The organism is Pseudomonas sp. BN606 (genome assembly GCF_029873115.1).
Lineage (GTDB): Bacteria > Pseudomonadota > Gammaproteobacteria > Pseudomonadales > Pseudomonadaceae > Metapseudomonas.
Genome location: NZ_SSOF01000024.1, coordinates 48,450 through 75,232, shown reverse-complemented (window position 1 = coordinate 75,232; position 26,783 = coordinate 48,450). Strand labels below are relative to the sequence as shown.

The following is a 26,783-nucleotide window of genomic DNA, read 5'->3' as shown; positions in this document are numbered from 1 at the left end:
GACGTACCCAACGCCACCCCGGACAGCCGTGGCCTGACCGAAAACGGCAGCCCCGCGAGTGTCAGCGGTAATGTGCTGGACAACGACGTCGGCGGTGCCGACCAGCCGAAGACCTTCACCAGCTGGAACGGCGTGGTAGGTGCCACACCTGGGGATAACGGCAGCCTGCTGGTGAACACCCCCTATGGCGTGGTCACCCTGCATGCCGATGGCAGCTACAGCTTCGCGCTGGCCAACGGCTCGGCCGCGGTGGAGGGTCTCGACCAGGGCGAGCAGGTGACCCTGCAGTACGCCTACTCCATGCGGGACGCCGACCAAGACCCGAGCAGCTCGACGCTGACCATCACCATTACTGGCAGCAACGACATCCCGACGGTCGATGTCAGCACGCCCAGTGCTGGCGGCGACCTGGCCAAGGTCTATGAGAAAGGTCTGCCGGATGGTTCCAGCGCCGGGGATGGCAGCAACATCACCACCGGCAGCTTCACCGTCGCCGACTCCGATGGCCTGGCCAACCTGAAGACTCTCAGTGTCGGCAGCCTGACCGTGGACCTCACCACCAGCAGCTTCAGCAGCCTGGTCGGTCAGAGCTTCAGTACCGACCACGGCACGGTGCAGATCACCAGTTACAGCAACGGCACTTACAGCTTCAGCTACACCCTGACCGAAGCCACCACCGATGCAGCTGGTCCGGAGACGGATGGCTTCCAGGTCAGCGTGAACGATGGTCTGGCCAGCGCCTCCGCCACCGCGACTATCGAGATCGTCGACGATCTGTCCAAGGCTAAGGCTGACAGTGCATCGGTCAGCGAGGGCGGCAGCGTCAATGGCAACGTCGTCAGTGGTGCCGGTCTGGGATCGGTGGCCGATGTGTTCGGTGCCGATGGGCGTCCGTCGCCGACCACGGGCGTAGTGGGGGTGCGTACCGGTGGCGATACGACGACCGCGGCCTCCGGCAGTGTCGGCGTGCCCATCGATACTGGCCTGGGTACCCTGGTGCTGCATGCTGACGGCAGTTACACCTACACCAGCCATGCCAACTCGGTGGGCCAGGCTGGCGCAGTGGATACCTTCACCTACACCATCGTCGATGCCGATGGCGATCTCAGCACCACGACTCTGACCATCAATGTGTCCAACTACACAGTGGTCGGTAGTGTTCAGGCCGCCTCGGATCAGGATGTGCGTGAAGCCGCTCTGAGCTTTGGCAGCACGCCGTCGAGCAATGACGAATTTGCCAGTGGCACTCTGGTGGGCAGTGGCGGCAACGGGCCCTACAGTTTTAGCCTGGGTGTCGGGGCGGGCACCGGGCAGTACGGCCAGTTGGTGCTCGACAGCAACGGCTCGTACACCTATAGCCTGCTCTCCGCGCCCAAGGTCAATCCGGGCGATAACGGCAACAACCTGCAGTTCACCGAGACCTTCACCTTCCAGGTGACCGACGCCAACGGCAACACCGGCACTGGCATCCTGACTGTCAGCATTGTCGACGATGTACCTGATATCAGCGTGGAAGGGCTGGGTGCGCTGGGCGTGCAGGTGGACGAGACCGTCCTGAACCTCAATGCCAGCACCAGCTTCGCCGGGGCCTTCACGGCGGTATTCGGCGCTGACGGTGCGGCCGCCAGCAACGCCACCACCTATAGCCTGGACGTTAAGTTGCCTGGCGTGGACAGCGGCCTGCGGGACACCGCGACGGGCAACAGCATCCTGCTGTCCAAGGTTGGCTCGGACATCGTCGGCGTGGTCAGCGGCGGAGGACAGGTCGCCTTCCGCCTGAGCGTTGCCGCCGACGGCACGGTAACCCTGGACCAGCAGCGCGCAATCGTTCATTCGCCGGACAGCGGCCCTGACCAGGTGGCTGGCCTGTCCAGTGCCGACCTGATTACCCTGACCGCCACCATCACCGATGGGGACGGCGACAAGGACAGCGCGACCCTCGATCTTGGCAGCGCCATCAGTTTCCGCGACGACGCACCAGCCGTGTCCAGCAACGTCGTGGTCCAACTGGACGACGACGCCCTTCCTGGCGGCATCGCAGATGGCTCCGGCGACGACCCGGATTCGGCGAATACCACAGGCAGCGTCGGGTTCGACTTCGGTGCCGATGGTGCCGGCGATGTTCAGTGGCTGACCATGGGGGCTCCCGACGGCTTCACCTATGTGAAGTCCGGCACCACGTTGCTGATAAAGCAGGGCACCACCACGGTCATCGAGGTGACCCTGAACAGCTCCACTGGTGCTTATGGTGTGACCCAGCTCGCGCCGATACAGCATGCACCGGCTGGCGAGGAGAACGACCAACTGTTCACCCTGACCTACAAGGTCACCGACAAGGATGGTGACTCCACCAACGGCACCCTGGACATCAAGGTCGACGACGATACGCCGCAGGGTAAGAGCGACAGCGCCGATGTGGCCGAGGGCAGTGGCCAGGACTTCAACGTGGTATTCGTGCTGGACTTCAGCGGCAGCATCGACAACACCGAGCTGAACACCATGCTGAATGCGGTGCGCAATGCCGGGCAGGCGCTGTTCGGCACCACCGATGGCGATGTGCGCATCCAGCTGGTGGCGTTCTCCGGTACCGCCGCGTCCTACCCGGTGGTGACTGATGTCACTGCCTTCACTAATCTGGTGAACAGCCTGAATCCGGCGGAAGGCGGTGCACGTCCGTTCTCCGGCAACACCGACTTCACTGCGGCCATCCAGCAGACCATGGCGGTCTATACGCCCTTGTCGAGCTGGAGCAACCAGGTCTTCTTCATCAGTGATGGCAATCCGAACGAGCAGACCGGTCCGGGCGACACATCCCTGACCTCGGCGGTGGCGACCCAGTGGAACAGCTTCGTCGATAACAACGGCATCAACGTCACGACCATCGGTGTGGGCAACGGTATCAATACCCCGCGACTGCAGGATGTGGACGTCGATGGCTCCGGCGCTCCCATCATGGTGAGCGCCTTCGAGGACCTGGTCGAAACCCTGGCCAGCCAGATCGTCGGCGGGGTGGTGTCCGGCAACGTCCTGCTGGGTAGCGACAACGCAGTGGGTGGCGGTGATGACGATGCCTTCGGTGCTGATGGCGCGGGCCGTATCCAGTCCATCCAGATCGGCGCCACCACCTACACCTGGAATGGGGCCAGTACGATCAGCCTGAGTACGGGAGGTACGCTTTCCGGCAGTCTGCTGAATGCAATCACCACACCCGGTGGCGGCAAGCTGAGTTTCGATTTCACCACGGGTGCGTGGACCTACGTCGCACCGAAGAACGTGGCCGCCGACACCAGTGAGAGCTTCACCTACAACATCATCGACAAGGACGGCGACCCGTCGAGCGCCTCGCTGACGGTGCGGATCGAAGACGCTTCGCCGGTAATCGGTCGAGTAGACGAGGATGAGCTGCCCAGTGGCATCACCGACGGTGACGCCCAGGCCACGGTGGTCACCGGAAACCTCGGCGAACTGCTGGTCGGCACTCCGGTTGGTGCGCAGTTCAGCGTGGCCGCGACCCCGCAAGCAATGCCCGTGCTGACGTCCGATGGTGTTGCGATCACTTACTCACGCGTGGATGACACCTTGGTTGCCAAGGCGGGTGCCGATACCGTGTTCACGTTGCAGGTGGCCAGCAATGGTGTTTACACCTTCTCCCTGTTGGGTGCGCTCGATCATCCCAGCGGCGCAGGTGGCGATGACCAGATACTGACTCTCAACCTGACGGGGGCGCTGCAGGCCAGCAACGGCAGCGGCAACCTGCCGTTGGCCGGCGACCTGCTGATTCAGGTGGAGGACGACATCCCCGCCATCCTGCAGACCTCGAATCTGGTGTTCTCCAACGGCGACAGCGTAGCCGGTGCTTCGGGTGTGTTCGTCTACAGCACTGGTGGAGACACCCGTGGCAGTGGGCCCTTCTCGGCATCTGACTCGGACTTCACAGCCATCAGTCTGAGCGGCACAGTTGGGGGCGTGGCGATTTCGTCCAGCGCAGTGACTTGGGTGTCCGAGTCGGCCACCAGTGCATCCTTCGACATTACCTTCAACTACGCTCCGAACCCGGCCAGTCCGGGAACGCTGGAACAGGCCAATGGCACGCTGACTTTCGACAAGGTCAACGGCACCTACAGTGTCGCGATGGATGAACCGATCCAGGGGTTCACCATCTTCAAGACCAGCACCTCATTGAGCATTACGGGCTATGAGGTCAACAGCACGGTTCCGGATTCGACGCAGCCGGCGGTCGCGGTGGTGGAGCTGGATAACGACTTCTTCGTGCAGTACACCAGCTATGCCGAACCTGGCGGCGGTACCGGCAGCAACAATCTGCTTGCCGGGACATCCACCACCTCGACCTTCACCGATGGTGAGCTCTTCAGCCAGGCCGCTTCCTGGGTCAGCGTGAGCAATTCGGACAACGGCGTGGCCGGGGACACGCTGGGCAAGGGTGAAGTCCTGGACCTCAACTTCTACACCAGCAACCCAAAAGGGAACCTGGGTGTGGAACCCAGCGCCCGGGCCGAAGGTATGTTCCTCAAGTTCGATGGGGTGAACGGAGAAGACCTGGTCGTGGTGCTCAAACTGGTCGGTGCCGGTGGTGCGAAAACTACCCGCGCGCTGGTGGTGAGCAGTGCTGACATCATGACGGCCAACAGTGTGGCGCTGGCGGCCTATGGCATCGTGCTGGACAACAATGACGGTGCCATCGTCATCGAGAAGAGCGACTTCAATGCTCCGGGCGAAAACTGGCAGATCTACGGCGCGCAAATCCTCACCAGTGTCGAAGGCATCAGCTCGTCGGCCGCCATCAACTTCAACTCCACCATCGGCGCGGGTGGTGCGTCGGATGTGAGCGACCGGGTGACGTTCACCTCGTCGGCAACTGACAACGATGTGCTCAAGGTGTCCGACGTGGGCTTCATCACGGCGGAAGCCAATACGCTGGATACCAGCCTGAACTTCCAGGTGGGCGTTCGCGATGCCGACGGTGACACTTCGCCAACCCAGGCACTGCAGGTGGACCTCGAGGCCAGTACAACCTTCGTCGGTACGGCCAGCGACGATGTGATCCAGGGTACGAGTGGTAATGACCATCTGACTGGGCTGGCAGGGAACGACGTGCTGGTTGGAGGTGCCGGCAATGACATCCTCGATGGCGGCTTGGGTACCGACACCGCGTCGTACTTCAATGCGGCCTCCAGTGTAGCGGTGAACCTGGCTCTGACCGGCCAGCAGAACACCGGCGGCGGTGGCCTGGATACGCTGATCGATGTCGAGAACCTGCTCGGCTCGCGCTTCGATGACGTGCTAGCCGGGAACAGCGGCAACAACGTGCTTGCGGGGAACGGCGGCAATGACCAACTGAGTGGTGGCGCCGGGGCGGACACCTTCAAGTGGCTGCCTGGCGAAACCGGCATCACCACCATCAACGATTTCACGCCGGGGGTGGACAAGCTGGACCTGTCGCAGCTGCTGACCGGTGAACACAGCAATGTGGGTAGCCTGGACGACTACCTGACCATGGCCTTCGGTGCCAACACCACCATCACGGTGGACAGCAACACTGCCGCAGCCGCAGGCGGCACCGGCCAGACCGTCGTGTTGCAAGGCGTGAACCTGATGGCGGCCTATGGGGCGCCGGATGCTGCGTCGGTGATCTCGCACATGCTCGATGATGGCTCGCTGAAGGTGGACGCCTGAATGTAATCGGGGCCCGTCTCGGGGCGGGCCTGAATCTGGAGTGGAACAGGGGAGGGACCTATGGTTTTCGTACAGCGTGATGAGAAGGGCCGGGTGCTGCGGGTGGAGCACGAACCCTTCGACAACATGACCCAGAGCATGCCGGCGAACGATCCGGAAGTGCAGAGCTGGTTCGCCAGCCGCAGCCTGCACGACCATCTGCTGTCCTTGCAGCACTCCGACCTGGAACTGGTACGGGTGGTCGAGGACCTTGTGCAGGTGCTGGTGACCCGCGGGGTGATGAGTTATATCGACTTGCCCGAAGCCGCGCGTCGCAAACTCCAGCAACGTGCATACGCCCGTTCGCAGGTGGTGGATCTGGGGGCGCTGGTGCCGGACGATTCGCTATTGCCGTATTGAGCGGTCGCCGCCGAATTTGTAGGAGCGAGCTTGCTCGCGAACAGTCCGAGCGCGATCTTTCGCGAGCAAGCTCGCTCCTACAGAAACACCCACTCACTCATGCCATGGAGCCGGTGCGCCGATCAGGCGGCCCATGGCGCCCTGGATTCCCAGTTCCCGCAGCACATCCAGTTCGCCCTGCGTTTCCACCATCTCCGCTATCAGCGGCAGGTCGATGCTGTTGGTGGCGCGGAACAGGGCTTCGATGAACAGGCGCTTGTCGCTTTCCTGATCGATGGCGCGGATGTAGGTGCCGTCGATCTTCAGGTAAGCCAGGCCCAGGTGGGCGAGGTTGCCGATCAGGCTGAAGCGTCCGCCGAAATGCTGCAGACCGACGCTGTAGCCGGTTTCACGGATCGCCTGGCAGACCTGGCCGAGTTCGTTGGCCGGTGGCAGGTGGCGTTCGTCCAGCTCCAGGGTGAGCAGTGTCGCCTGTTGTGGGTGGGCCTTGAGCAAGGCGAGCAGGCGTTCGCGGTGTTCTCCCGGCTGCAGGCTGACAGCGGACAGGCTCAGGGCGATGGGCGATTGCGTTTGCTGAAGGTGTGCCAGGCAATGCTCCAGCATCGCCAGGTCGAAGCGCGCGGCCCAGCCGAGGCGTTCGATCCAGGGCAGGAAACGACCTGCGGGCACCGCTTCACCCTGAGGGTCGAGCAGTCGCGCCAGCACTTTGTGGTGCAGGCTTTCAGCGGTATTGGCGCACAGGCTCACGGGTTGGAAGTAGAGGCGCAGCTTGCCCTTGTTCAGCGCCTCGTCGATCCACGCCCGCCAGTCGTGAAGGCTCTGTCCCGGCGCGACGTCGAAATCGTCCAGGCGCACCCAGGGGCGTTCCGTGCTCTGCGCTGCCTGGGCCAGGGCCTGGTCGGCGCGGCCCATGACGCGCTGGATGTCTTCTCCCGGCCGGTAGGCGGCGATGCCGAGCAGGGCGACCGGGCTGCGGTCACTGGCGCCGATCGCATGCAGGTTTTCCAGCTGGGCGGCGAGTGTTGCGGCCAGTTGCTCGGTGTCTTCGCCGGTGACGCCGGGAGAGAGCAGGGCGAATTCGCCGCCCCGGCTGCGCGAGGCCAGCCATTCCGGATTGCCTCGCTGTTGCACCAGGTTCTCGAGGATTTCCCCGACATCGCGGATAAGCGCGTCAGTACGCTGGCCACCGAGGCGCTGGTTGAGCCCACCAAGGTCGTTGACCCGCAGCAATAGCAGGTAGCCAGCGGCGTTCTGGTCATTGGGGACCAGTTGGTTGGCCAGGCGGATATCGAACTGCCGACGGTTGGCCAGGCCCGTGAGGCTGTCCTGATAGGCTTCTTCGCGAAGGCGTTCACTGCGCGCGGCTTCTTCGGCGAAAAGGTTGCGCAGCTTGTCCACCATCTGGTTCATCGCCAGCACTACGCGGCGCAGTTCCGGCGTACGGGGCACCTTGGGCAGGGCGAGGAATTCGCGACGGCTGATGGCTTCGGCCTGCTGCACCATGTTGTCCAGCGGCCGCAACTGGGTGCGCAGCAGCCAGCCACCGGCCAATGCGCTGACCAGGCCGCAGAGCAGCAGCCAGGCCAGGCTGCCAATGGCGCTGTCCCAGAGTTTGGCCAGGGCGAATTGCGGGTGGCTCAGCACTTCGACCCGCGCCGCCTGCTGCCAGCCACGCATGATCAGCGCGTCGCCACCCTGCGGTCGCAGGTTGACCAGATGGGCGAACCAGTTGGGTACCTGATCGCTGCTGGTGGTGGTACGGCGCTCGGCGATCACACCTCCATCGGGAATACGCACCACGCGAATGCTGGCGAAGTAGCCGCTATCGAAAATCGAACTGACCATCAGCTCGATCATCGCCGGATCGTCTACATGGGGCGTCATCGACAGGCCGAGCGCGGTGGCAGCGTCCTGGGCATGGGAGCGCAACTGGCTGAGCAGCTGTTCGCGGGAGCTTTCGACTCCCGCGAGGAAACTGCCGGCGAAGGCCAGTGCCAGCAGCAGGCAGATGGCCAGGAACAGTTGCTTGAGTAACGACATGGGCTAACCCTCTCCTATGGCGAAGCCTTCGGCTCTCATTTTTTTCAGCAGGTCCTGCCAGCGCGACAGTTTCTTGGTGTCGCCGGCACGCTTGGCTCCGGTGTAGAGGCCTTCGGCGTTGAAGGCGTACACCGGCAGCAGGTCGGTGCGCTGGGACGCTGGACGTATCTCGCCGATCAGGTTGTCCAGTACCAGGGGATCGGCGGTGGGGGTCTTGTAATAGGTCAGCACCATGTGCGCCTGGTTCTGGCGCAATGCCTTGACGTAGGTGATGCGTAACTTTTCGGCGGGTATGCCGAGGCGGCGCAGGGTGAAGTACTTGGCGATGGAGTAGTCCTCACAGTCGCCGGCACCCTTGACCAGCGCCTCGACAGGGGTGGCCCAGTAGTCGTTCTCGCGCCAGGTGCGGATGTCGTCGCTGAAGCGGAGCTGGCGGTTGAAGAAGCGGTTCGTGGCCGTGAGCTTCTCGGCCTCGGGCAAGTCGACGCTGGCCTGGATCAGCTCGCTCCAGGCGACGATGCGGGCTTTCGCCGGGCCCAGGTCGCCATAGCGTTTGGTGGCGTTCTGCAGGATCAGCTCGAAGTCCCAGTTGGCCAGCACGCTGGCCAGGCAGAGCAGCAGGCCAACGAGCAGGCAGCTGCCTTGCCATGCCAGCCACGAGGGGTGCCGCAGTCCGATTGCCGCCCACCGTTGCCGCATCAGCCGTCTCTCCGCCCAGGATGCTCAGAGTCTAGGCGGGAATCGATGATTTGCCGGGGCTGGTGTCAGTGGCTGCGCAGGGTTTTCTGGCGAAGGATGTAGATGCTCACCAGCACTGCGCTGGTGAGCATGAAGCCGCGCGCCCAGGGCAGGGGCACGAGGAGGCAGGAGAGGGTGATGCTGACCCACATCAGAAGCAGGGCATAGACCTTGCCCTTGAGGGGTATGCCCTGGCCTTCCAGGTAGTCGCGTATCCAGGGGCCGAGCTTCGGGTGTTCCACGAGCCAGAGGTAAAACCGCCGCGAGCTGCGTACAAAGCAGGCAGCGGCGAGCAGCAGGAAAGGCGTAGTGGGCAGTACGGGCAGGAAGATGCCGATCACGCCCAGGACGACGCTGAGCCAGCCGATGATCAGGAGGATCATGCGCAGCGCCGGGTGGCGCTGCTGCTGGATATCGCTATGCGCCATCCGCGCGGCCTTAGTGGTGGCGGGGCTTGAGCAGGGCAGGCTTTTCTTCCGGGGCGTTGCAGAGCAGGAACAGGGCGGTCAGCAGTTCAGGAATCTGCTCGATCATCTCGTCCACCAGGTCGCGATCCTTGGCGATGTCGGCAAATTCGGGCTGCTCGTCGAACAGGCCGGAACCCACCATGATCGGCAGCAGCAGTTCGCTGACTTCTTCCTCGGCGCTTTCGAACCAGGTTTCCTCGCGCAGGAACACACCTTCCATGAAGCCGATGCACCAGCCGCGCAGGTCGGAGTCGTCCGGGTCCTCGCCCAGGTCCAGGTCGCAGGGCATCTCGGGGTCTTCATCGCTGGCCAGTTGACGGGCGATGTGGGCCTTGAGGGCCAGCAGGGTGGATTCGATCTCTTCGCGCTCGGCGTCGCTGCGGTAGTGCGGCGGCTCGGCGAACAGGGCGTCGATCCACTCGCGCTCGGGCACCTGGTCCGGGCAGATACACAGGGCGGTCAGGTAGCCATGGGTGGCCACATAGTCCAGAGCCTCCTCGTGCAGGTCATCGGCGTCGAGAAAAGCTTGCAGGCGGGACAGTTGCTCAGCGAAGGACATCGTGGGACTACCTTGAGGAATAAACGACGCTGGATTCTAGTCTAGTGCGAGGTTGGCGGCAAAAGGCGTGGGCGATGGGCGTGGCCATCTTGCCGGCGTGGCTGACGTATAATGCGCGGCTTGTTCCGGAGACCCCCATGCTCGACCAGGCACTGCGCATACTCAAAGACGTATTCGGCTACGACGCATTCCGCGGCAACCAGGCCGCGATCATCGAACGTGTGGCCTCGGGTGGCGATGCCCTGGTGCTGATGCCGACCGGCGGTGGCAAGTCGCTCTGCTTCCAGGTGCCGGCACTGCTGCGCGAAGGCCTGACGGTGGTGGTGTCGCCGCTCATCGCGCTGATGGAGGACCAGGTCGCCACCCTCGACGAACTGGGCGTGCCGGCCGTGGCGCTGAACTCCATGTTGTCGGCCGAGGCCCAGCGGGATATTGCCGAGCGTATTCGCCGCGGCGAGATCAAGCTGCTCTATCTCGCCCCCGAGCGCCTGGTGCAGCCGCGCATGCTGGCGTTCCTGCAGCGCCTGCAGATCGGCCTGTTCGCCATCGACGAAGCTCACTGCGTGTCCCAGTGGGGGCATGACTTCCGTCCGGAATACCTGCAACTGGGCCAGTTGGCCGAACTCTTCCCCAATGTCCCGCGCATGGCGCTGACCGCGACGGCCGACATGCGTACCCGTGAGGAGATGGTCCAGCGGCTGCACCTGCAGAACGCCGAGCGTTTTCTCTCCAGCTTCGACCGGCCGAACATCTTCTATCGCATCGTCGCCAAGGATCAGCCGCGCAAGCAGTTGCTGGGATTCCTCGCCGAACGTCGCGGCGATGCCGGCATCGTCTACTGCATGTCGCGCAAGAAGGTGGAGGAGGTGGCCTCCTTCCTCTCCGAGCAGGGCTTCCCTGCGCTTCCTTATCACGCGGGGCTGTCCAACGACCTGCGGGCTTATCATCAGAAACGCTTCCTCAATGAGGAAGGGCTGATCATGGTCGCTACCATCGCCTTCGGCATGGGCATCGACAAACCCAACGTGCGTTTCGTCGCCCACCTGGACCTGCCCAAGTCCCTGGAGGCCTATTACCAGGAAACCGGCCGCGCCGGTCGCGATGGCCTGCCGGCTGACGCCTGGATGGCTTATGGCCTGCAGGACGTGCTGTTGCTCAAGCAGATGCTGAGCAACTCCGAGGGCGACGAACGTCACAAGCGCATCGAGCAGCACAAGCTGGATGCCATGCTGTCCCTGTGCGAGGAAACCCGCTGCCGCCGCCAGGCGCTGCTGACCTACTTCGATGAAGTGCTGCCACAGCCCTGCGGCCACTGCGACATCTGCACGGACGGCGTACAGACCTGGGATGCTACCGAGCCGGCACGCATGGCCCTGTCGGCCATTCACCGCAGCGGCCAGCGCTATGGCGTCGGCCACCTGGTGGACCTGTTGCTGGGGCGTGACAACGAGAAAGTGCGCTCCTCCGGCCATCAGCATCTGTCCGTGTTCGGCATGGGCAAGAACCTCTCCGAAGGCGAATGGCGCACCCTTTACCGTCAGTTGGTCGCCCGTGGTTTGGCGGATGTGGATCTGGAGGGCTTCGGTGGCTTGCGTCTGACCGAGGCATGCCGCCCGCTGCTGCGCGGTGAAGTACAACTGGAACTGCGCCGCGACCTGTCGACCAAAGCTCCCAAGCCGGCTGCCAGTGCCGCCAGCCAACTGGTGCGTGGCGAAGAGCGCGAGCAGTGGGAAGCCCTGCGTGCGCTGCGTCGCAAGCTGGCGGAAGAGCACAGTGTGCCGCCCTACGTCATCTTCCCTGATGCGACCCTGCTGGAAATGCTCCGCAGCAAGCCGCGCAGCCTGTCCGACATGGCACAGGTCAGCGGCGTTGGCGCGCGTAAGCTGGAGCGCTACGGGGAGGCTTTCCTCGAAGTGCTGAACGGTGTCGCCGAAGCCCCGCGGGCTGTCACCGACCTGCGGCATGAGCTGGTGAGCCTGGCGCGTGCGGGCATGACCCCGGCGCAGATCGCCCGCCAACTCAATTGCAGCGAAAAGAATGTCTACAGCCTGCTGGCAGAGACCATCGGCAACCAGCAATTGAGCCTGGAGCAGGCGCTGGACCTGCCGGAGGACCTGCTGGGTGAGATCCAGGACGCCTTCCTCGACGGCGAGGGCGAGCTGCCGCCAGTCGCGGAAGTGGCACAGGTGTTCGCCGGTCGCGTGCCCGACGGCGTGCTGCATTGCGTGCGGGCAGCCTTGCAGGCGGAATTCGAGAACTGAGTCGAGCGGGCAAGGCGAACCGTGGGGCCGGTCACGGTGCGCCGAAAAACTGGCGGTGCAAAACGACGAACTTGTGACGCAGTGCACGACCGGCTAATGTGCGTCAGAGGCCTCCGACAGAAGAGGTAGTTGTGTCCTACAGCAATACTGCCTGGCTAAATGACGTTCGCCCCAATCCCTATGCCGATCAGCTCGAGCTGGGGTTTCGGCATCTGCGCTTCACGCGCTCATTGGAGCGCGAGTATCGCGACTATTTCCTCGAAGAGAATTTCGATCTCAAACGCATTGCCCTCAGCGTCGGACTGTTGATCTGGCTGGCGTTCGCCGTGCTCGATTTCTACCTGATCAGCAGCGAGGAACGCTGGTGGATGCTGGCGGTTCGCCTGGGTGTGCTGGGATTGCTTCTGGTCTGCGGCGTGCTGATGCTCCAGCGTCGCCAGCGCCACCTGCTGGCGCCACTCAGCCTGGTCTGCATCGGCTCCCTTGGCATAGGTGCGGCGGCGGTGGTGGCCATCGCCCATCGCAGCGATCCGTCCTTTCCTTATGAGGGCTTGCTGCTGGTTTGCATGGCGGCCTATTTCCTCGTGGGGCTACGTCTCGTGGAGGCGCTGGGGGTTTCCCTGGTGATACTGCTGGCCTATGTCGGGCTGGAGCTCTGGGCCGGGTTGCCCTGGCCAAGACTGGTGAACAATCTGCTGTTCCTGCTGTTCGGCAATCTGGCCGGCGCCGTCGGTTGCTACCTGCTGGAGTTCAAATCTCGCGAGCATTTTCTCATCAGCCGCCTGATGCGGGTGTTGGCCGACCACGACAGCCTCACCGGCCTGTACAACCGCCGTAGCTTCAATCGCCAGCTCGAACGGTTGTGGCGGCAGGCCCAGCGGGAGCAGCACGGGTTGGCGCTGCTGCTCTGCGACGTCGATCACTTCAAGGCCTACAACGATCGCTACGGCCACCAGGCTGGCGACCAGGTGCTGCAACAGGTGGCGCGCGTACTTGAAGAAACCGCGCGTCGTCCGCTCGATATGGCGGTGCGCCTGGGGGGAGAGGAATTCGCCGTGCTGCTCTACGACATCGACGAACAGGACGCGCGTCGCTGCGCCGAAAAGCTGCGTGCGGCCCTGGAGGGTCAGTCCATCCGGCATGAAGCCTCTCCTACCGCGCCGGTGCTGACCATGTCCATTGGCGTGGCCTGCATTCATCCGCTGCCGGGTATGCCATTAGGCAAGCTCTACGAGCTGTATGAGTATGCCGATCGGGCACTGTACGAGGGCAAGGCATTCGGCCGTAATCGGGTCGTGGCATAGATAGTCGCTTCCGATGGCGCGCGTCGTGACTGTCCGGCGCGGCGGCCGGTGCTAGCATCGCCGCTCCTCTCGCTTCGAGCGATCCGCATGGACAAGCTGATCCAGGCCGACGGCCAACCGCACTACGGCATCTTTTCCGCTGCACCGGACCTCATCAACTACCGCGATTTCGACTTCCGCTCGCCCATGGGGCGTCGCCTGGGAGCTCTGGCGAAATGGCGGCGCTTCCACCAGTTCCAGTACTTCGGGTTGCTCAGCGACGAGCTGATCGGCGGGTGTGCCCTGGCCAATCTGAGCCTGGTGGGCGTTGGTTTCGTCTATCTCTTCCACCCGGCCAGCGGACGCATGATCGAGCGGCAGTTCAAGTTGCCGCTGGGGTTCGGGACCACCTTTTCCCAAACGCCGGATGACGGCGTGTGCGAACTGCGCCAGGGACGCAACTTGCTGCGCCTGGAGAACCGCGGGGATTCGGCACAGAAGCGCCTGCTGGTGGAGCTCGACGACGGCACCCGCATCGACGCCTGGTTCAGTGAGCGGGAGCCTGGCTTCCAGCCCATGTGCATCTGCACGCCGACGGCTGCGAATGGTTGGGTCTATGCGCAGAAGGTGGCGGGTGTCGCCTGCCAGGGTCAGGTGAGCAGCACCCTGGGCAACTTCGATCTTGCGCAGATCGGCGCCTTTGCCCATCACGACTGGTCGGCGGGCTACATGCGCCCGGAAACCAATTGGAACTGGGCCTGCCTGTCCGGGCTGGCCGATGGGGTGCGGGTCGGTCTGAACCTCTCCTGTGGGGTGAACGAGACCAGCTTCACCGAGAATTGCTTCTGGTTGGACGGGGAAATGCTCAAGGTCGATACGGTGCGCTTCAGCTTCGATCGCGAGCGGCCGCTAGGGACCTGGAGCATGACCTCTCACGATGGTCAGGTCGAGCTGACTTTCGAGGGCGAGGGGCTGCACGAGGAGCGCTTGAATCTGGGTTTCATTGCAAGCAATTTCAAGCAGGTCTTCGGTCGCTTCAGCGGCACCCTGCGCCCGGCGGGGCGCGCGCCAGTCCAGATCGAAAGAATGTGGGGATTCGTCGAGGACCAGTATGTGAAGTGGTAGGGGCGGGGGGCTTGCTCGCGGCTTTCGGCTATGGTTAGCTGGCTAATTATTAGTATAAGAAGTCCGAGTCATAATCGATGTCCTACCCCGATCAACACCGTTTCGCCATGCAGCTCGCGCAGATGTCCCGCGCATGGCGCGCAGAACTCGACCGCCGTCTGGCTGGCATGGGCCTATCCCAGGCGCGCTGGCTTGTGCTGCTTCACTTATCCCGTTTTGAAGAGTCCCCGACCCAGCGCGAGCTGGCCAAGAGCGTCGGCGTCGAAGGCCCGACCCTGGCCCGTCTGCTGGACAGCCTTGAGGCCCAGGGCCTGATCCAGCGCATGGCCGTCGTCGAAGACCGGCGGGCGAAGAAGATCGCCTTGTGCCCACCGGCCCGCCCCCTGATCGAGAAGATCGAAGCCATCTCCAGCCAATTGCGCCAGGAGCTCTTCGACGGCATCGACGATGAAGAGCTGCGCCATTGCCAGCAGGTTCACGCACGGATTCTGGCGAACCTGGACCGCCTCTGATGGGGCAGGATCTGGAAGCGCTGCACCAGCGCTTCGGCGCACGCTATCCGCAATGGCTGTTGGGCCTGTTGATGCTCGGCAGCATGGCGATGATTCTCGCTTCCACCAGCATCAACGTCGCACTGCCGGCGATCATGTTCGACTTCAACGTCGGACGGCCGCTGGCTCAATGGCTTTCAACCGGGTTCCTCGCCGCGATGACGGCTGGTTTGCTACTGGCCGCCTGGTGCCAGTCTCGGCTGGGCGCGCGGCGTACCGTGCAGCTCGGGCTTGGTCTGTTCAGCGTAGCGTCATTGCTGGCGCTGGTTGCGGATGCGGCCTGGCAGCTGATTGCCCTGCGCATTGTCATGGGCGCCTGTGCCGGCATCATCCAGCCGTTGGCGATGGTACTCATCTTTCGCGTCTACTCCGAAGGCGGTCGTGGCCTGGCGCTGGGTATCTATGGCTTGGGCATCATGGTGGCGCCAACCCTCGGACCAACCGTCGGTGGCTATCTGATCGATCACTTCGGCTGGGGGGCGGTGTTCTGGCTTCCCTTGCCGCTGTGCCTGTTGGCCTTACTCGGGGCCCAGTGGCTGATGCCCAGCGTGCGCGACCGCAATACGCCTGGCGTGGATCTCCGCGCCTTCATCTTGCTCAGCGTTGCGCTCTTCGCCCTGCTTGGAGCCTTGGCCGAGGCTCAGCGTTTCGGCTGGATGGCGCCTAGCGCCTGGGTGCCAGGACTTCTAGGCCTGGGATGCGCTGTGGCCTTCCTGCGGCGCAGTCGTGCCTGCGAGCGGCCGCTGCTGCCATTGCAGCTTTGGCGTCATGCCGCGTTCCGCAAGGCAAGCTGGGTCGCACTGGTGCTCGGGCTGGGGTTGTACGGCTCCACCTACCTGATTCCTCTCTTCCTGCAGACGGTGGAAGGGTACAGTGCCGGCAAGGCGGGTCTGCTCCTGCTACCAACCGGCGTGGTGCTGGGGCTGGCGTCTTTCGTCGGTGGCTGGGCCAGCGACCGCCTCTCGGCAGCCTCCATGCTGGTATTCGGCCTATTGGTGTTCGCGGTTTCGTCAGCTGCCTTGGGACTGGCTGGGCAAGGTGCTGCATTCCTGGAGCTGTGCGGGTGGGCCTGTGTCGGCCGCCTCGGCCTCGGGTTGCTCCTGCCCGCCATGAGCACGGGAGCGTTGGATGTCCTGAATGCAGAAGAGCTGGCGCTGGGCGCCGGCGCGATCACCTTCGTCCGCCAACTGGGTGGCGCCTTCGGGGTCAACCTGCTTACCTTCTTCCTGGAGTGGCGCCATGCTGCCGAGGGGGGGAATGCCGCGGCTGAGGCACTGGCGTTTGAACAGAGCTTCTGGCTGGTTGCGCTACTCTTCCTGTTGGCGGTGGTGCCTGCCTGGGGCGTGCGCTCTGCAAGGGTATGAGCGTGCAAATCGCACGATAAAATTTTTGTCAAGACCCTCGCGAATTCTTTCCTATAGTGGAGTAAGCTACAGAATAAGTTTGTGGCCAGCTGCCATTATGCTGGGTGAGGGAGCAGGACGCCCGTCATGTCTGGTGTTGCGTGGGATGGATAAGGAGTAGCATCCCGCTATCATTGTGGTTTGAGGTCAACGAGTTTTCGCGTCACTTCGAGGATGCCCGGGCGGGACATCAGAGGTGCAATTCGCGGATGTGCGTGACCGGGGAGGACGTATGGCGAGGGTTCACAAGCTCCTGCTGACACTTGCTTCAGGCTCTGCACTTTATTCAGGCCTGGTGCCAGCACTGGGGCTAGGCGAAATCACCTTGCATTCCGCCCTGAACCAGCCACTGGATGCCGAAATCGAATTGCTCGAAGTCGGCGATCTCAACGACAGCGAAATCAAAGTCAGACTGGCCTCGGCCGATGACTTCGAGCGTGCCGGTGTCGACCGCTTCATCTTTCTCAACGACCTTCGCTTCAGCCCGGTGATCCGTGGCTCGGGCAGCCGCATCCGCGTGGTTTCCAACCAGCCGGTTCGCGAGCCCTACCTGAATTTCATCGTCGAAGTGGCTCGCCCCAATGGCAAGTTGCTGCGCGAATACACCCTGCTGCTGGATCCGCCCGGTTCGGCCTACACTGCAAGCACCGCACCGGTTACACCGGTCCGTGAGGCAGTTTTCGCAACTGCTCCGGTCGCAAAGGCACAACCCAAGCCAGCACCCGCCGCCACCCAAGGCAGGCAATACAAGGTTGTACGGGGTGACAGTCTCTGGGCGATCTCCAAACGCCTCAGTGCGGGCAGTGGCATGAGCCAACAGCAAATGCTGGATGGCATCTACTCCCTCAATCCTCAGGCATTCCCGGATGGTGATCTTAATCGCCTGCATGCCGGCCAGTCCTTGCTGCTGCCGGATAGCGTTGTGCAGGCCAGCGTTCCTGTTGCAGCAGCGCCGGTCGCTGTGCCGAACCAGGCTCAGGCACCGGAACCGGTGGTCGCCGCTCCGTCCGGATCGACACTGGACGAACTGACCCAGGCCCAGCAACGAGTGGATTCCAGCATCGCCCAGGGCGAAGCCGAACGCGCAGAACTGCGCCAGCACATCGCCGAACTCCAGGCCAAGCTGGATGCTATGCAGCAGCAATTGAGCGGCAGCGACCAGCAGATGACCTCGCTGCAGCAGCAAGTCCAGCAGATCACTACTGCCCCGGTGGCAGGTGAGGCTCCGCAAGCTCAGCCAGTACCCGCTCCTGCGATCATTCCTGCCGCCCAGGCCACGGAACGGACTGTGCTGGCGCCGGTGCAAACAGGCAGTTCCGGTATCAGTCCAGTCTGGTGGGCGATCATGGTGTCCGGGCTGGTGCTGTTGTTCCTTCTGGATTGGGTGCTGCTGCGCCGCTCCCGTCGCGAGGCCCAGGAGCAGGAGCTGGAAGAAGCCCAGACCACCGGAAAGGCCAAGGTGGCCTTCCAGCATCGCCACGAAGAGGTACAGCCAGTTGCCCCGGTAATGCCGAAACTGGTGCCGGTCGCAGCCGTCGCAGCATCGCCGATGGTCGTCGCGATGCCCGCTGCCAAGCTCAATCCCGATGCACTGGAAGGCGCCAACATCTATATCGCCTATGGCCGCTGGCGCGAAGCCCTGGCCGTGCTGCGTCCGGCCGTTGCGCTGGAACCCCAGCGCCTGGATCTGCGCTACCGCCTGCTGGAAGTGCTGGGCGAGTTGCGTGACACGGTTGCCTTCACCCTCGAAGAAGCTGCCCTGCGAGACCTGCATGCCGATGCAGGGCGCCTGGCTGCTATTTGTGCCCGTTATGCAGACTTGGGTGCGGTGGCTCCGAGCGAGCCGGTGTTCGTACTGGATGAAGCAGCTCCGGCTCTGGCCGAGGCCAGCAACGCGCACATCGAGAGCGCGCAATCCGATTTCGATGGCTATCCGCTGGATGCCGATTGGGAGCAGGTCAGCCCGTTCAAGACGGCCGAGCCCAAGCGCAAGGCAACTGTGGTCCAGGCCTTCGCGACCGTGGAGGACGACCTGGGCTTCCCGACCAATCTCCAGGAGCTGCCGGAAGTCTTCGAGTTGACCCTGGACGCAGATACCCTGAGCCCCTTCGGCGAGCTGCCAGAGCTGCCACAGGCCGAGAACCTGGACGAGCTCACGGCCGAGTTCGTCGATCCGATGGTCAGCCTGGAAGAACTGGACATGCTGGATGCCCGTCAGGAGAACCTCACCAAGCTGAACCTGGCGCTTGCGTACATCAAGCAAGGCAATATCGAGGCGGCCTGCAGCATCCTCAACCAGGTCATCAGTGAAGGTGACGACCAGCAGAAACAGGAAGCGCGTGACTTGCTGGCGAAGATCGCCTGAAGCGTTTCAGAACCAATGAAAAAGCCCGGCCACAAGCCGGGCTTTTTCTTTTTGCGGCCGGCTCATCCAGCCAGGTTCCAGCTACAAGGTTCGCGACGGCGCAGGTTGTGCCAGCCCCATCATTCGCTTGGCCACCAGCACCAGCCAGCATGCAAGGATAAAGGGAGCGGTCATGGCTGGCAGGCCAAGGGCGGCGAAACCGGGTTGAAGGGCAATGCCCAGTAGGATGCCGGCCAGTGCGCACCAGGGGCGACGCAGATCTTTGCCCAGTGCAAGGGCGATCAGCGCTCCGTTGAGGCTGAACAGTCCAACCAGCACCGCCTGCATCGGCATTCCCTGGAGAAGCGCCAGGACCAGCGCAGTACTGGATCCCAGCAGCGCCCAGAGCCCCACTCGCCATCCCGCTAGGAAAAGAGCTCCCAGTACCAGCGCGCCGGCTGTTGGCTGGTCGAGAAAAATCACCTGGCCGATGCCCCGGATGATCGCCATAGGCGTGTCTATCCACCCGGAATGCAGCGTAGTGCCAGCGGTGGTAGTGGGTGTCAGTTCCAGCGGTCCTCCCAGGGCCAGCAGTATCCAGCCGAGACCGACGAAGGGTGCGGTATAGGCGGGAAGCCAGTTGTGCTGGCGGACTGCCTTGAGCAGGGCGTTGAGCAGCAGGCTGGACAAGCCGCTGGCGCAGAGGATCAGCAGCGCCAGGTAGAGCGAGGGTTCGAAGCGCGCACTCAGTAGCAGGCCAAGCAGCACACCGTTGTAGCCGTAGAGCCCGGCCTCGATGTCGTCGGGGGCATAGCGGCGGCGTACTGCGGTGAGCCAGGAAGCAGCTCCGCCGAGCAGGGCGCCGCCCAGCAAGTTGGGAGCGCCCACCGCGATGGCAAGCAGTATCAGCGCGCCGCAACCGGGGTGGCGCTGGAGGAATATCTGGCTGAAACCGTTCAACTGGGCAGAAGCCCAGCTACGGACTTCGGGTCGTAGGGGCAGTCGGTACATGGCAGCTTGAAAAAAAATGGGGCGCCCCGGTAGAGGGCGCCGATTAACTGGCGGTAGCCAGATGGGATTTCTGTTATCGCCCGGCATCGAAGCCGGTGCGTGGAGCGCGGGTTCTCTTCGGAAACCGTCGCTCCGGATGTTTCACATCAATTCAAGGTCTCGATCCGCAGGCTGTTGGTGCTGCCCGGCTGGCCGAAAGGCACGCCCGCGGTGATCACCACGGTATCGCCACGCTTGGCCATGCCTTGGGCCTGGGCAATCTCCAGTGCAGTGCTGGTGACTTCTTCGACCTTGTGCAGGCGTTCGTTGACGACCGAGTAGATACCCCAGGCCACGGTCAGGCGACGTGCGGTATGGAGATTCGGCGTCAGGCTGAGGATCGGCGCCTTGGGCCGCTCGCGGGAAGCGCGCAGGCTGGAACTGCCGGACTCGGTGTAGTTCACCAGTGCGACTACCGGCAGGATGCTGCTGATTCGGCGGATGGCGCAGCTGATGGCGTCGGACGCGGTAGCTTCGGCCTGCGGGCGGCTGACATCGAGCTGGTTCTGGAAGTCCGGGCCGTTCTCCACCTGGCGAATGATCTTGCTCATCATCTGCACGGTCTCCAGCGGGTAGTCGCCGGAAGCGGTTTCAGCGGACAGCATCACAGCGTCGGTGCCCTCGGCCACGGCGTTGGCGACGTCGGTCACCTCGGCGCGGGTCGGGGCAGGGGAGAAGCGCATGGATTCCAGCATCTGGGTGGCGACTACAACCGGACGGCCCAGTTGGCGGCAGGTGCGGATGATGTCTTTCTGAATGCGCGGCACATTCTCTGCCGGCACTTCGACGCCCAGGTCACCACGGGCGACCATGATGGCGTCACAGAGGCGCGCGATCTCTTCCAGATGCACGACGGCCGAGGGCTTCTCGATCTTGGCCATGAGGAAGGCGCGGCCCTTGATCAGCTCACGAGCTTCGATGATGTCTTCAGGGCGCTGTACGAAGGACAGGGCGACCCAGTCCACACCCAGGTCCAGACCGAAGTCCAGGTCGCGACGGTCCTTGGCGGTCAGCGGCGAGAGCTGCAGCACTGCTTCCGGCACGTTGACGCCCTTGCGATCGGACAGTTCGCCACCGGCGATCACAGTGGTTTCCACTGCATCGGCGTGACTGGCGGTCACTTGCAGGCGCAGGCGACCGTCGTCCAGCAGCAGGTTCATGCCGGGCTCCAGGGCTTCGATGATCTCCGGATGAGGCAGGTTGACTCGGCGAGCGTCGCCGGGAGTGCTGTCCAGATCCAGGCGGAAGGCCTGACCACGCTCAAGGTTGACCTTGCCGTCGGCGAAGCGGCCGACGCGCAGTTTCGGGCCTTGCAGGTCCATCAGGATGCCGATCGGGTAGTTCAGTTGGCGCTCGACCTCACGCACCCACTGATAGCGCTGGGCGTGATCGGCGTGCTCGCCGTGGCTGAAGTTCAGGCGGAACAGGTTGACGCCGGCTTCCACCAGTTGGCGGATGTCGTCGATGCCTTTGATCGCCGGACCGAGGGTGGCGAGGATTTTTACTTTCTTGTCAGGCGTCATTTTCAGGGCTCTCGAGAATCAGGATGGCGCGGAAGTCGTTCACGTTGGTACGGGTCGGTTCAGTGACGATGAGGTCACCGAGTGCGGCGAAATACCCGTATCCGTTGTTGTTGTCCAGTTCGTCGCTGGCGGACAGATCCTGCCTGGCGGCGCGGGCGTAGCTGCAGGGAGTCATGATGGCGCCGGCATTGTCTTCGGAACCGTCGATGCCGTCGGTGTCGCCGGCCAGGGCGTAGACGCCCGGCAGGCCCTTCAGGGCATTGGTCAGGCTCAGCAGGAACTCGGCGTTACGCCCGCCCCGGCCACTGCCGCGTACGGTCACAGTCGTTTCGCCGCCAGAGAGGATCACGCACGGCGGCTTGATCGGCTGGCCATGCAGTACGACCTGGCGGGCGATGCCGGCATGCACCTTGGCGACTTCGCGGGATTCGCCTTCCAGATCGCCGAGGATCAGCGGGGTGAGGCCGGCGGCGCGGACTTTCTCGGCGGCGGCATCGAGGGACTGCTGGGGGGTAGCGATCAACTGGAAGTGACTGCGGGACAGGCAGGGATCACCCGGTTTGACGGTTTCCGAGCGCGGGTCCTGCAGCCAGGCGTGCACGTGGCGTGGTACGTCGATTTCATAGCGGGCGAGGATCGCCAGGGCTTCGGCTGAAGTGGTCGGGTCGGCTACGGTGGGGCCGGAGGCGATCACGGTGGCCTCGTCGCCCGGTACGTCGGAAATCGCGTAGGTATAGACGGTTGCCGGCCAGCAAGCCTTCGCCAGGCGGCCCCCCTTGATCGCCGAGAGGTGTTTGCGCACGCAGTTCATCTCGGAGATGGAGGCGCCGGACCTCAGCAGGGCTTTGTTGATGGCCTGCTTGTCCTTGAGGGTCAGGCCCTCGGCGGGCAGGGCGAGCAGCGAGGAACCGCCGCCGGAGAGCAGGAAGATCACCCGGTCGGATTCGTTGAGGTTGCTCACCAGTTCGAGCACACGCTTGGCGGTTTCCAGGCCGGCGGCGTCAGGTACTGGGTGGGCGGCTTCGACCACTTCGATCTTCTTGCAGTTCGCGCCATGGCCGTAGCGGGTTACCACCAGGCCGGAGATTTCACCCCGCCATTCCTGCTCGATAACCTCTGCCATGGCCGCGGCTGCCTTGCCGGCGCCGATGACGATTACGCGGCTGGAACGGTCGGCGGGCAGGTGGTCGGCCAGGACCTGGCGTGGATGTGCGGCGGCGATGGCAGTGGCGAACAGGTCGCGCAGGAAGGCTTTGGGATCGAGGGACATGGCAGGCTCCGTGGCGCTGGATTCTTGTTGGAACTTGCTCAAGATCGGCTGCGCGTCGGAATAACTGCGTTGAGAGATGACTCCGGACTGCTCATTTACGGCTCGTAAACTCCGCGTCTCCAGCCATTCTCGCCTTGTTCTTCTCTAGCTCGCTCGATCTTGAACAGGTCCTTTGTAGTCTGTCTGCCAGGCATCTGCATACCTGGCCTTCAGGCCGATTACAGTCCCGAACCGCCGCACGCAGCGGTTCGGGACTGGAATCGACCTTCCTGGTCGTTGGCGCCGTGTCACCGCGGACCAGGAGGGTCGAAAGGGGGTCGTAGGACGGGGAAAGCGGGCGCTGGCCATCGCGGGAGCTGCCGGCTCGATGGGCAGCGCTGACGCTCAACCCGTCCTACGAAACATCACTCCTCGCGAATCGAGAAGTTGGACATGTGCTCCAGGCCCTTGATCAGGCCGGAGTGGTCCCAGTTGCTACCACCAAGGGCCGCGCAGGTGCTGAACACTTGCTGGGCATTGGCGGTGTTCGGCAGGTTCAGGCCCAGTTCGCGGGCGCCGGACAGTGCCAGGTTCAGGTCCTTCTGGTGCAGGCTGATGCGGAAGCCCGGATCGAAGGTACCCTTGATCATGCGCTCGCCGTGGACTTCCAGGATCTTGGAGCCAGCGAAGCCACCCATCAGGGCTTCACGTACCTTGGCCGGATCGGCGCCATTTTTGGCGGCGAACAGCAGGGCTTCGGCTACGGCCTGGATGTTCAGGGCAACGATGATCTGGTTGGCCACCTTGGCGGTCTGGCCGTCACCGTTGCCACCCACGCGGGTGATGTTCTTGCCCATGGCCTGGAACAGCGGCAGGGCGCGTTCGAAGGCATTCGGGCAGCCACCGACCATGATGCTCAGGGTCGCGGCCTTGGCACCTACCTCACCGCCGGATACCGGGGCGTCCAGGTAAGCGGCGCCAGTCGCCTTGATTTTCTCGGCGAAGACCTTGGTGGCGGTGGGGGAGATGGAGCTCATGTCGATCACGACCTTGCCGGCGCCAACGCCTTCAGCCACGCCGTCCTTACGGAACAGGACGTCGTCGACCTGGGGGGTGTCCGGCACCATGACGATGATGAATTCGGCTTCCTGGGCAACCTCTTTCGGGTTGGCCAGGGCGATGCCGTTGTCACCCAGCAGGTCGGCCGGAGCCTTGTCGAAGTGCTCGGAGAAGAACAGGGTGTGGCCGGCTTTCTGCAGGTTCTGAGCCATGGGCTTGCCCATGATGCCGGTGCCGATGAATCCGATCTTGGCCATGTGGATTACCTCTTTTTTAGATGGCGTTATGGGTTTTCAGCCAGCCCAGGCCGGCAGCGGTGGTGGTGGCCGGCTTGTATTCACAGCCGATCCAGCCCTGGTAGCCGATGCGGTCCAGGTGCGCGAAGAGGAAGCGGTAGTTGATCTCGCCGGTGCCCGGCTCGTTGCGGCCAGGGTTGTCGGCAAGCTGCACATGGTTGATCGCGGCGAGGTTGGACTCGACGGTACGCGCCAGGTCTCCTTCCATGATCTGCATGTGGTAGATGTCGTACTGCAGGAACAGGTTGGCGCTGCCGACCTTCTCGCGAATGGCCAGCGCCTGCTTGGTGTTGTTCAGGTAGAAGCCGGGGATGTCGCGAGTGTTGATGGCTTCCATCACCAGCTTGATGCCGGCTGCCTGGAGCTTCTCCGCGGCGAACTTGAGGTTTTCAACGAAGGTGTTCTCGACGGTCGCGCAGTCGTAACCCTGCGGACGGATGCCGGCCAGGCAGTTGATCTGGGTATTGCCCAGTACCTTGGCGTAAGCGATGGCCCTGTCCACGCCAGCGCGGAACTCTTCCACGCGGTCAGGGTGGCAGGCGATGCCACGCTCGCCTTTGCCCCAATCACCGGCGGGCAGGTTGAACAGCACCTGTTCCAGCTTGTTGGCGTCCAGACGTGCGCGGATTTCCTCTACCGGGAAGTCGTAGGGGAAGAGGTATTCGACACCGCTGAAGCCGGCTTCGGCGGCAGCGGCGAAACGATCCAGGAAGTCCACTTCGGTGAACAGCATGGACAGGTTGGCGGCAAAACGGGGCATGAATGTCTCCTTCTGGTTCCCCTCTCCCCTAGACGGGAGGAGGGGAGGTGAAAGCCCCTCTCCCACCACGAATAGGAGAGGGGAAGACGGCAATCAATCCAGCAGCGAGATGGCGGTCGGAGCGTCGGCGCCAGACTGGGCCAGCTCCTCGAACTCGTTGATGGCGTTGATCTCGGTACCCATGGAGATGTTGGTGACACGCTCCAGGATGACCTCGACCACGACCGGCACGCGGAACTCTTCCATCAGTTGCTTGGCCTTGGCGAAGGCTGCCTGCAAATCGTTGGCGTCGAACACGCGAATCGCCTTGCAGCCCAGGCCCTCGACCACTGCGACGTGGTCCACGCCGTAGCCGTTGAGTTCCGGAGCGTTGACGTTCTCGAAGGACAGCTGCACGCAGAAGTCGATCTCGAAGCCGCGTTGCGCCTGACGGATCAGGCCCAGGTAGGAGTTGTTCACCAGTACGTGGATGTAGGGCAGGTTGAACTGCGCACCCACGGCCAGCTCTTCGATCATGAACTGGAAGTCATAGTCGCCGGACAGCGCCACGACCGGGCGGGTCGGGTCGGCCTTGACCACGCCTAGGGCGGCCGGAACGGTCCAGCCCAGCGGGCCCGCCTGGCCACAGTTGATCCAGTGGCGCGGCTTGTAGACGTGCAGGAACTGGGCACCGGCGATCTGCGACAGGCCGATGGTGCTGACGTAGCAGGTGTCCTTGCCGAAGAACTCGTTCATCTCTTCGTACACGCGCTGCGGCTTGACCGGCACGTTGTCGAAGTGGGTCTTGCGCTGCATGGTGCGCTTGCGCTCACGGCAGGATTCGACCCAGGCGCTGCGGTCCTTCAGCTTGCCAGCGGCTTTCCACTCGCGGGCGACTTCCAGGAATGCGTCGAGTGCGGAGCCCGCGTCGGAAACGATGCCGAGGTCCGGGGTGAACACGCGGCCGATCTGGGTAGGTTCGATGTCCACGTGGATGAAGCGGCGGCCCTGGGTGTAGACGTCGACGGAACCGGTGTGGCGGTTGGCCCAACGGTTGCCGATGCCGAACACCAGGTCGGATTCCAGCACGGTGGCGTTGCCGTAACGGTGCGAGGTCTGCAGACCACACATGCCCGCCATCAGCGGGTGGTCATCAGGGATGGTGCCCCAGCCCATCAGGGTCGGGATGACCGGTACGCCGGTCAGTTCGGCGAACTCGACCAGCTTGGCAGAGGCGTCGGCATTGATGATGCCGCCACCCGCTACGAGCAGCGGGCGGTCAGCGTCGTTCAGCATGGCCAGGGCCTTCTCGGCCTGGATGCGGCTGGCGGACGGCTTCAGCACCTGCAGCGGCTGATAGGCGTCGATGTCGAATTCGATCTCGGCCATCTGCACGTCGAACGGCAGGTCGATCAGCACCGGGCCCGGACGGCCGCTGCGCATCTCGTAGAAGGCCTTCTGGAACGCATAGGGAACCTGGCCCGGCTCGAGAACGGTGGTTGCCCACTTGGTGACCGGCTTGACGATGCTGGTGATATCGACGGCCTGGAAGTCTTCCTTGTGCAGACGGGCACGCGGAGCCTGGCCGGTGATGCAGAGGATCGGGATGGAGTCGGCGGATGCCGAGTACAGACCGGTGACCATGTCGGTGCCGGCAGGGCCGGAAGTGCCGATGCAGACGCCGATATTACCCGCGTTGGTGCGGGTGTAACCCTCAGCCATGTGCGAGGCGCCTTCGACGTGACGGGCCAGTACATGGTCAATGCCGCCGATCTTGTTCAGGGCTGCGTACAGCGGGTTGATGGCGGCGCCGGGGATGCCGAACGCGGTGTCGATGCCTTCGCGACGCATCACCAGGACGGCAGCCTCGATTGCTCTCATTTTGGCCATGTTTTGTGCCTCTTTCTTGTGAAAATTGTATACAAGCGACGTGGCTCGATTCTATTCATCGTCTGACTGAAGGGTCAAGGCCATTTGTGAGGCTAAAGGTCGCAGGGCGACGA

Annotated in this window: 18 protein-coding genes; 8 read left to right on the top strand and 10 right to left on the bottom strand. The window is 63.4% G+C overall.

The features are described from left to right. Both E8E75_RS00910 and E8E75_RS00905 read left to right on the top strand, forming a co-directional pair. Nucleotides 1-5,694 (top strand): DUF5801 repeats-in-toxin domain-containing protein (locus E8E75_RS00910; protein WP_280357737.1); only part of this gene is annotated, 5,694 nt, incomplete at its 5' end. 60 nt (nucleotides 5,695-5,754) lie between these two features. Beyond that, nucleotides 5,755-6,093: a tryptophan synthase subunit beta gene (locus tag E8E75_RS00905; protein ID WP_120651883.1), complete on the top strand. Its 339-nt coding sequence runs from the start codon at nucleotides 5,755-5,757 to the stop codon at nucleotides 6,091-6,093. Between the two features lie 93 nt (nucleotides 6,094-6,186). Here E8E75_RS00905 and lapD read toward each other — a convergent pair whose 3' ends face one another. From lapD to E8E75_RS00885, 4 genes are all read right to left on the bottom strand, one after another. Continuing rightward, a complete protein-coding gene (gene lapD, locus E8E75_RS00900; protein WP_153917103.1) occupies nucleotides 6,187-8,133 on the bottom strand; it encodes a cyclic di-GMP receptor LapD in 1,947 nt (648 codons plus the stop codon). A gap of 3 nt (nucleotides 8,134-8,136) precedes the next feature. Next, nucleotides 8,137-8,832 carry a cysteine protease LapG gene (lapG, locus tag E8E75_RS00895; protein ID WP_256660985.1) on the bottom strand — a complete coding sequence of 232 codons (696 nt, stop codon included), beginning with the start codon at nucleotides 8,830-8,832 and terminating at the stop codon, nucleotides 8,137-8,139. A 65-nt stretch (nucleotides 8,833-8,897) separates the two neighbouring features. Continuing rightward, nucleotides 8,898-9,299, bottom strand: a complete 402-nt coding sequence (locus tag E8E75_RS00890) for a YbaN family protein (RefSeq protein WP_120651881.1) — start codon at nucleotides 9,297-9,299, stop codon at nucleotides 8,898-8,900. Between the two features lie 10 nt (nucleotides 9,300-9,309). Continuing rightward, the gene (locus tag E8E75_RS00885; RefSeq protein WP_120651880.1) at nucleotides 9,310-9,897 is read right to left on the bottom strand and encodes a YecA family protein; all 588 of its coding nucleotides are present in this window, start codon (nucleotides 9,895-9,897) and stop codon (nucleotides 9,310-9,312) included. Nucleotides 9,898-10,034: 137 nt separating this feature from the next. On the opposite strand from E8E75_RS00885, the gene recQ reads away from it, so the two are divergent. The 6 genes from recQ (at nucleotide 10,035) to E8E75_RS00855 (ending at nucleotide 18,885) form a co-directional block, all read left to right on the top strand. Then, on the top strand, nucleotides 10,035-12,158 hold the full coding sequence (gene recQ / locus E8E75_RS00880) for a DNA helicase RecQ (RefSeq protein WP_120651879.1): 2,124 nt from the start codon (nucleotides 10,035-10,037) through the stop codon (nucleotides 12,156-12,158). 131 nt (nucleotides 12,159-12,289) lie between these two features. Beyond that, a complete protein-coding gene (locus E8E75_RS00875; RefSeq protein ID WP_280357735.1) occupies nucleotides 12,290-13,462 on the top strand; it encodes a GGDEF domain-containing protein in 1,173 nt (390 codons plus the stop codon). Nucleotides 13,463-13,549: 87 nt separating this feature from the next. Further along, nucleotides 13,550-14,566 (top strand): DUF2804 domain-containing protein, encoded by a 1,017-nt coding sequence (locus E8E75_RS00870; protein ID WP_153917101.1) that lies wholly within the window; start codon nucleotides 13,550-13,552, stop codon nucleotides 14,564-14,566. Nucleotides 14,567-14,643: 77 nt separating this feature from the next. Continuing rightward, the gene (locus E8E75_RS00865; protein ID WP_120651876.1) at nucleotides 14,644-15,078 is read left to right on the top strand and encodes a MarR family transcriptional regulator; all 435 of its coding nucleotides are present in this window, start codon (nucleotides 14,644-14,646) and stop codon (nucleotides 15,076-15,078) included. Further along, the gene (locus E8E75_RS00860; protein ID WP_120651875.1) at nucleotides 15,078-16,481 is read left to right on the top strand and encodes a DHA2 family efflux MFS transporter permease subunit; all 1,404 of its coding nucleotides are present in this window, start codon (nucleotides 15,078-15,080) and stop codon (nucleotides 16,479-16,481) included. The genes E8E75_RS00865 and E8E75_RS00860 overlap by 1 nt, the downstream gene beginning before the upstream one ends. Before the next feature lie 364 nt (nucleotides 16,482-16,845). Continuing rightward, nucleotides 16,846-18,885 carry a FimV/HubP family polar landmark protein gene (locus E8E75_RS00855; protein ID WP_256672519.1) on the top strand — a complete coding sequence of 680 codons (2,040 nt, stop codon included), beginning with the start codon at nucleotides 16,846-16,848 and terminating at the stop codon, nucleotides 18,883-18,885. 81 nt (nucleotides 18,886-18,966) lie between these two features. Here the strand turns inward: E8E75_RS00855 and E8E75_RS00850 are convergent, their stop codons facing one another. The 6 genes from E8E75_RS00850 to gcl all read right to left on the bottom strand — a co-directional run bounded on the left by E8E75_RS00850 (nucleotide 18,967) and on the right by gcl (nucleotide 26,670). Next, a complete protein-coding gene (locus E8E75_RS00850; protein WP_120651873.1) occupies nucleotides 18,967-19,875 on the bottom strand; it encodes an urea transporter in 909 nt (302 codons plus the stop codon). A 146-nt stretch (nucleotides 19,876-20,021) separates the two neighbouring features. Next, nucleotides 20,022-21,437 carry a pyruvate kinase gene (gene pyk, locus E8E75_RS00845; protein ID WP_153917097.1) on the bottom strand — a complete coding sequence of 472 codons (1,416 nt, stop codon included), beginning with the start codon at nucleotides 21,435-21,437 and terminating at the stop codon, nucleotides 20,022-20,024. Next, complete coding sequence (locus tag E8E75_RS00840; protein ID WP_153917095.1) at nucleotides 21,427-22,707, bottom strand: glycerate kinase; 1,281 nt, start codon at nucleotides 22,705-22,707, stop codon at nucleotides 21,427-21,429. The genes pyk and E8E75_RS00840 overlap by 11 nt, the downstream gene beginning before the upstream one ends. 404 nt (nucleotides 22,708-23,111) lie before the next feature. After that, a complete protein-coding gene (locus E8E75_RS00835) occupies nucleotides 23,112-24,002 on the bottom strand; it encodes a 2-hydroxy-3-oxopropionate reductase (RefSeq protein WP_153917093.1) in 891 nt (296 codons plus the stop codon). Between the two features lie 16 nt (nucleotides 24,003-24,018). Continuing rightward, entirely contained in the window at nucleotides 24,019-24,801 is a 783-nt protein-coding gene (hyi, locus tag E8E75_RS00830; RefSeq protein ID WP_120651869.1) for a hydroxypyruvate isomerase, read from the bottom strand. A 93-nt stretch (nucleotides 24,802-24,894) separates the two neighbouring features. Further along, on the bottom strand, nucleotides 24,895-26,670 hold the full coding sequence (gene gcl, locus E8E75_RS00825) for a glyoxylate carboligase (RefSeq protein ID WP_120651868.1): 1,776 nt from the start codon (nucleotides 26,668-26,670) through the stop codon (nucleotides 24,895-24,897). Between the last annotated feature and the right edge of the window lie 113 nt (nucleotides 26,671-26,783).

Coding starts and splice junctions, on each gene's coding strand:
- gcl (WP_120651868.1), bottom strand. CDS start 26,670: ATGGCCAAAATGAGAGCAATCGAGGCTGCCGTCCTGGTGATGCGTCGC.
- E8E75_RS00840 (WP_153917095.1), bottom strand. CDS start 22,707: ATGTCCCTCGATCCCAAAGCCTTCCTGCGCGACCTGTTCGCCACTGCC.
- E8E75_RS00835 (WP_153917093.1), bottom strand. CDS start 24,002: ATGGCCAAGATCGGATTCATCGGCACCGGCATCATGGGCAAGCCCATG.
- E8E75_RS00850 (WP_120651873.1), bottom strand. CDS start 19,875: ATGTACCGACTGCCCCTACGACCCGAAGTCCGTAGCTGGGCTTCTGCC.
- hyi (WP_120651869.1), bottom strand. CDS start 24,801: ATGCCCCGTTTTGCCGCCAACCTGTCCATGCTGTTCACCGAAGTGGAC.
- lapD (WP_153917103.1), bottom strand. CDS start 8,133: ATGTCGTTACTCAAGCAACTGTTCCTGGCCATCTGCCTGCTGCTGGCA.
- E8E75_RS00905 (WP_120651883.1), top strand. CDS start 5,755: ATGGTTTTCGTACAGCGTGATGAGAAGGGCCGGGTGCTGCGGGTGGAG.
- E8E75_RS00870 (WP_153917101.1), top strand. CDS start 13,550: ATGGACAAGCTGATCCAGGCCGACGGCCAACCGCACTACGGCATCTTT.
- E8E75_RS00860 (WP_120651875.1), top strand. CDS start 15,078: ATGGGGCAGGATCTGGAAGCGCTGCACCAGCGCTTCGGCGCACGCTAT.
- pyk (WP_153917097.1), bottom strand. CDS start 21,437: ATGACGCCTGACAAGAAAGTAAAAATCCTCGCCACCCTCGGTCCGGCG.
- E8E75_RS00865 (WP_120651876.1), top strand. CDS start 14,644: ATGTCCTACCCCGATCAACACCGTTTCGCCATGCAGCTCGCGCAGATG.
- E8E75_RS00890 (WP_120651881.1), bottom strand. CDS start 9,299: ATGGCGCATAGCGATATCCAGCAGCAGCGCCACCCGGCGCTGCGCATG.
- E8E75_RS00885 (WP_120651880.1), bottom strand. CDS start 9,897: ATGTCCTTCGCTGAGCAACTGTCCCGCCTGCAAGCTTTTCTCGACGCC.
- lapG (WP_256660985.1), bottom strand. CDS start 8,832: ATGCGGCAACGGTGGGCGGCAATCGGACTGCGGCACCCCTCGTGGCTG.
- recQ (WP_120651879.1), top strand. CDS start 10,035: ATGCTCGACCAGGCACTGCGCATACTCAAAGACGTATTCGGCTACGAC.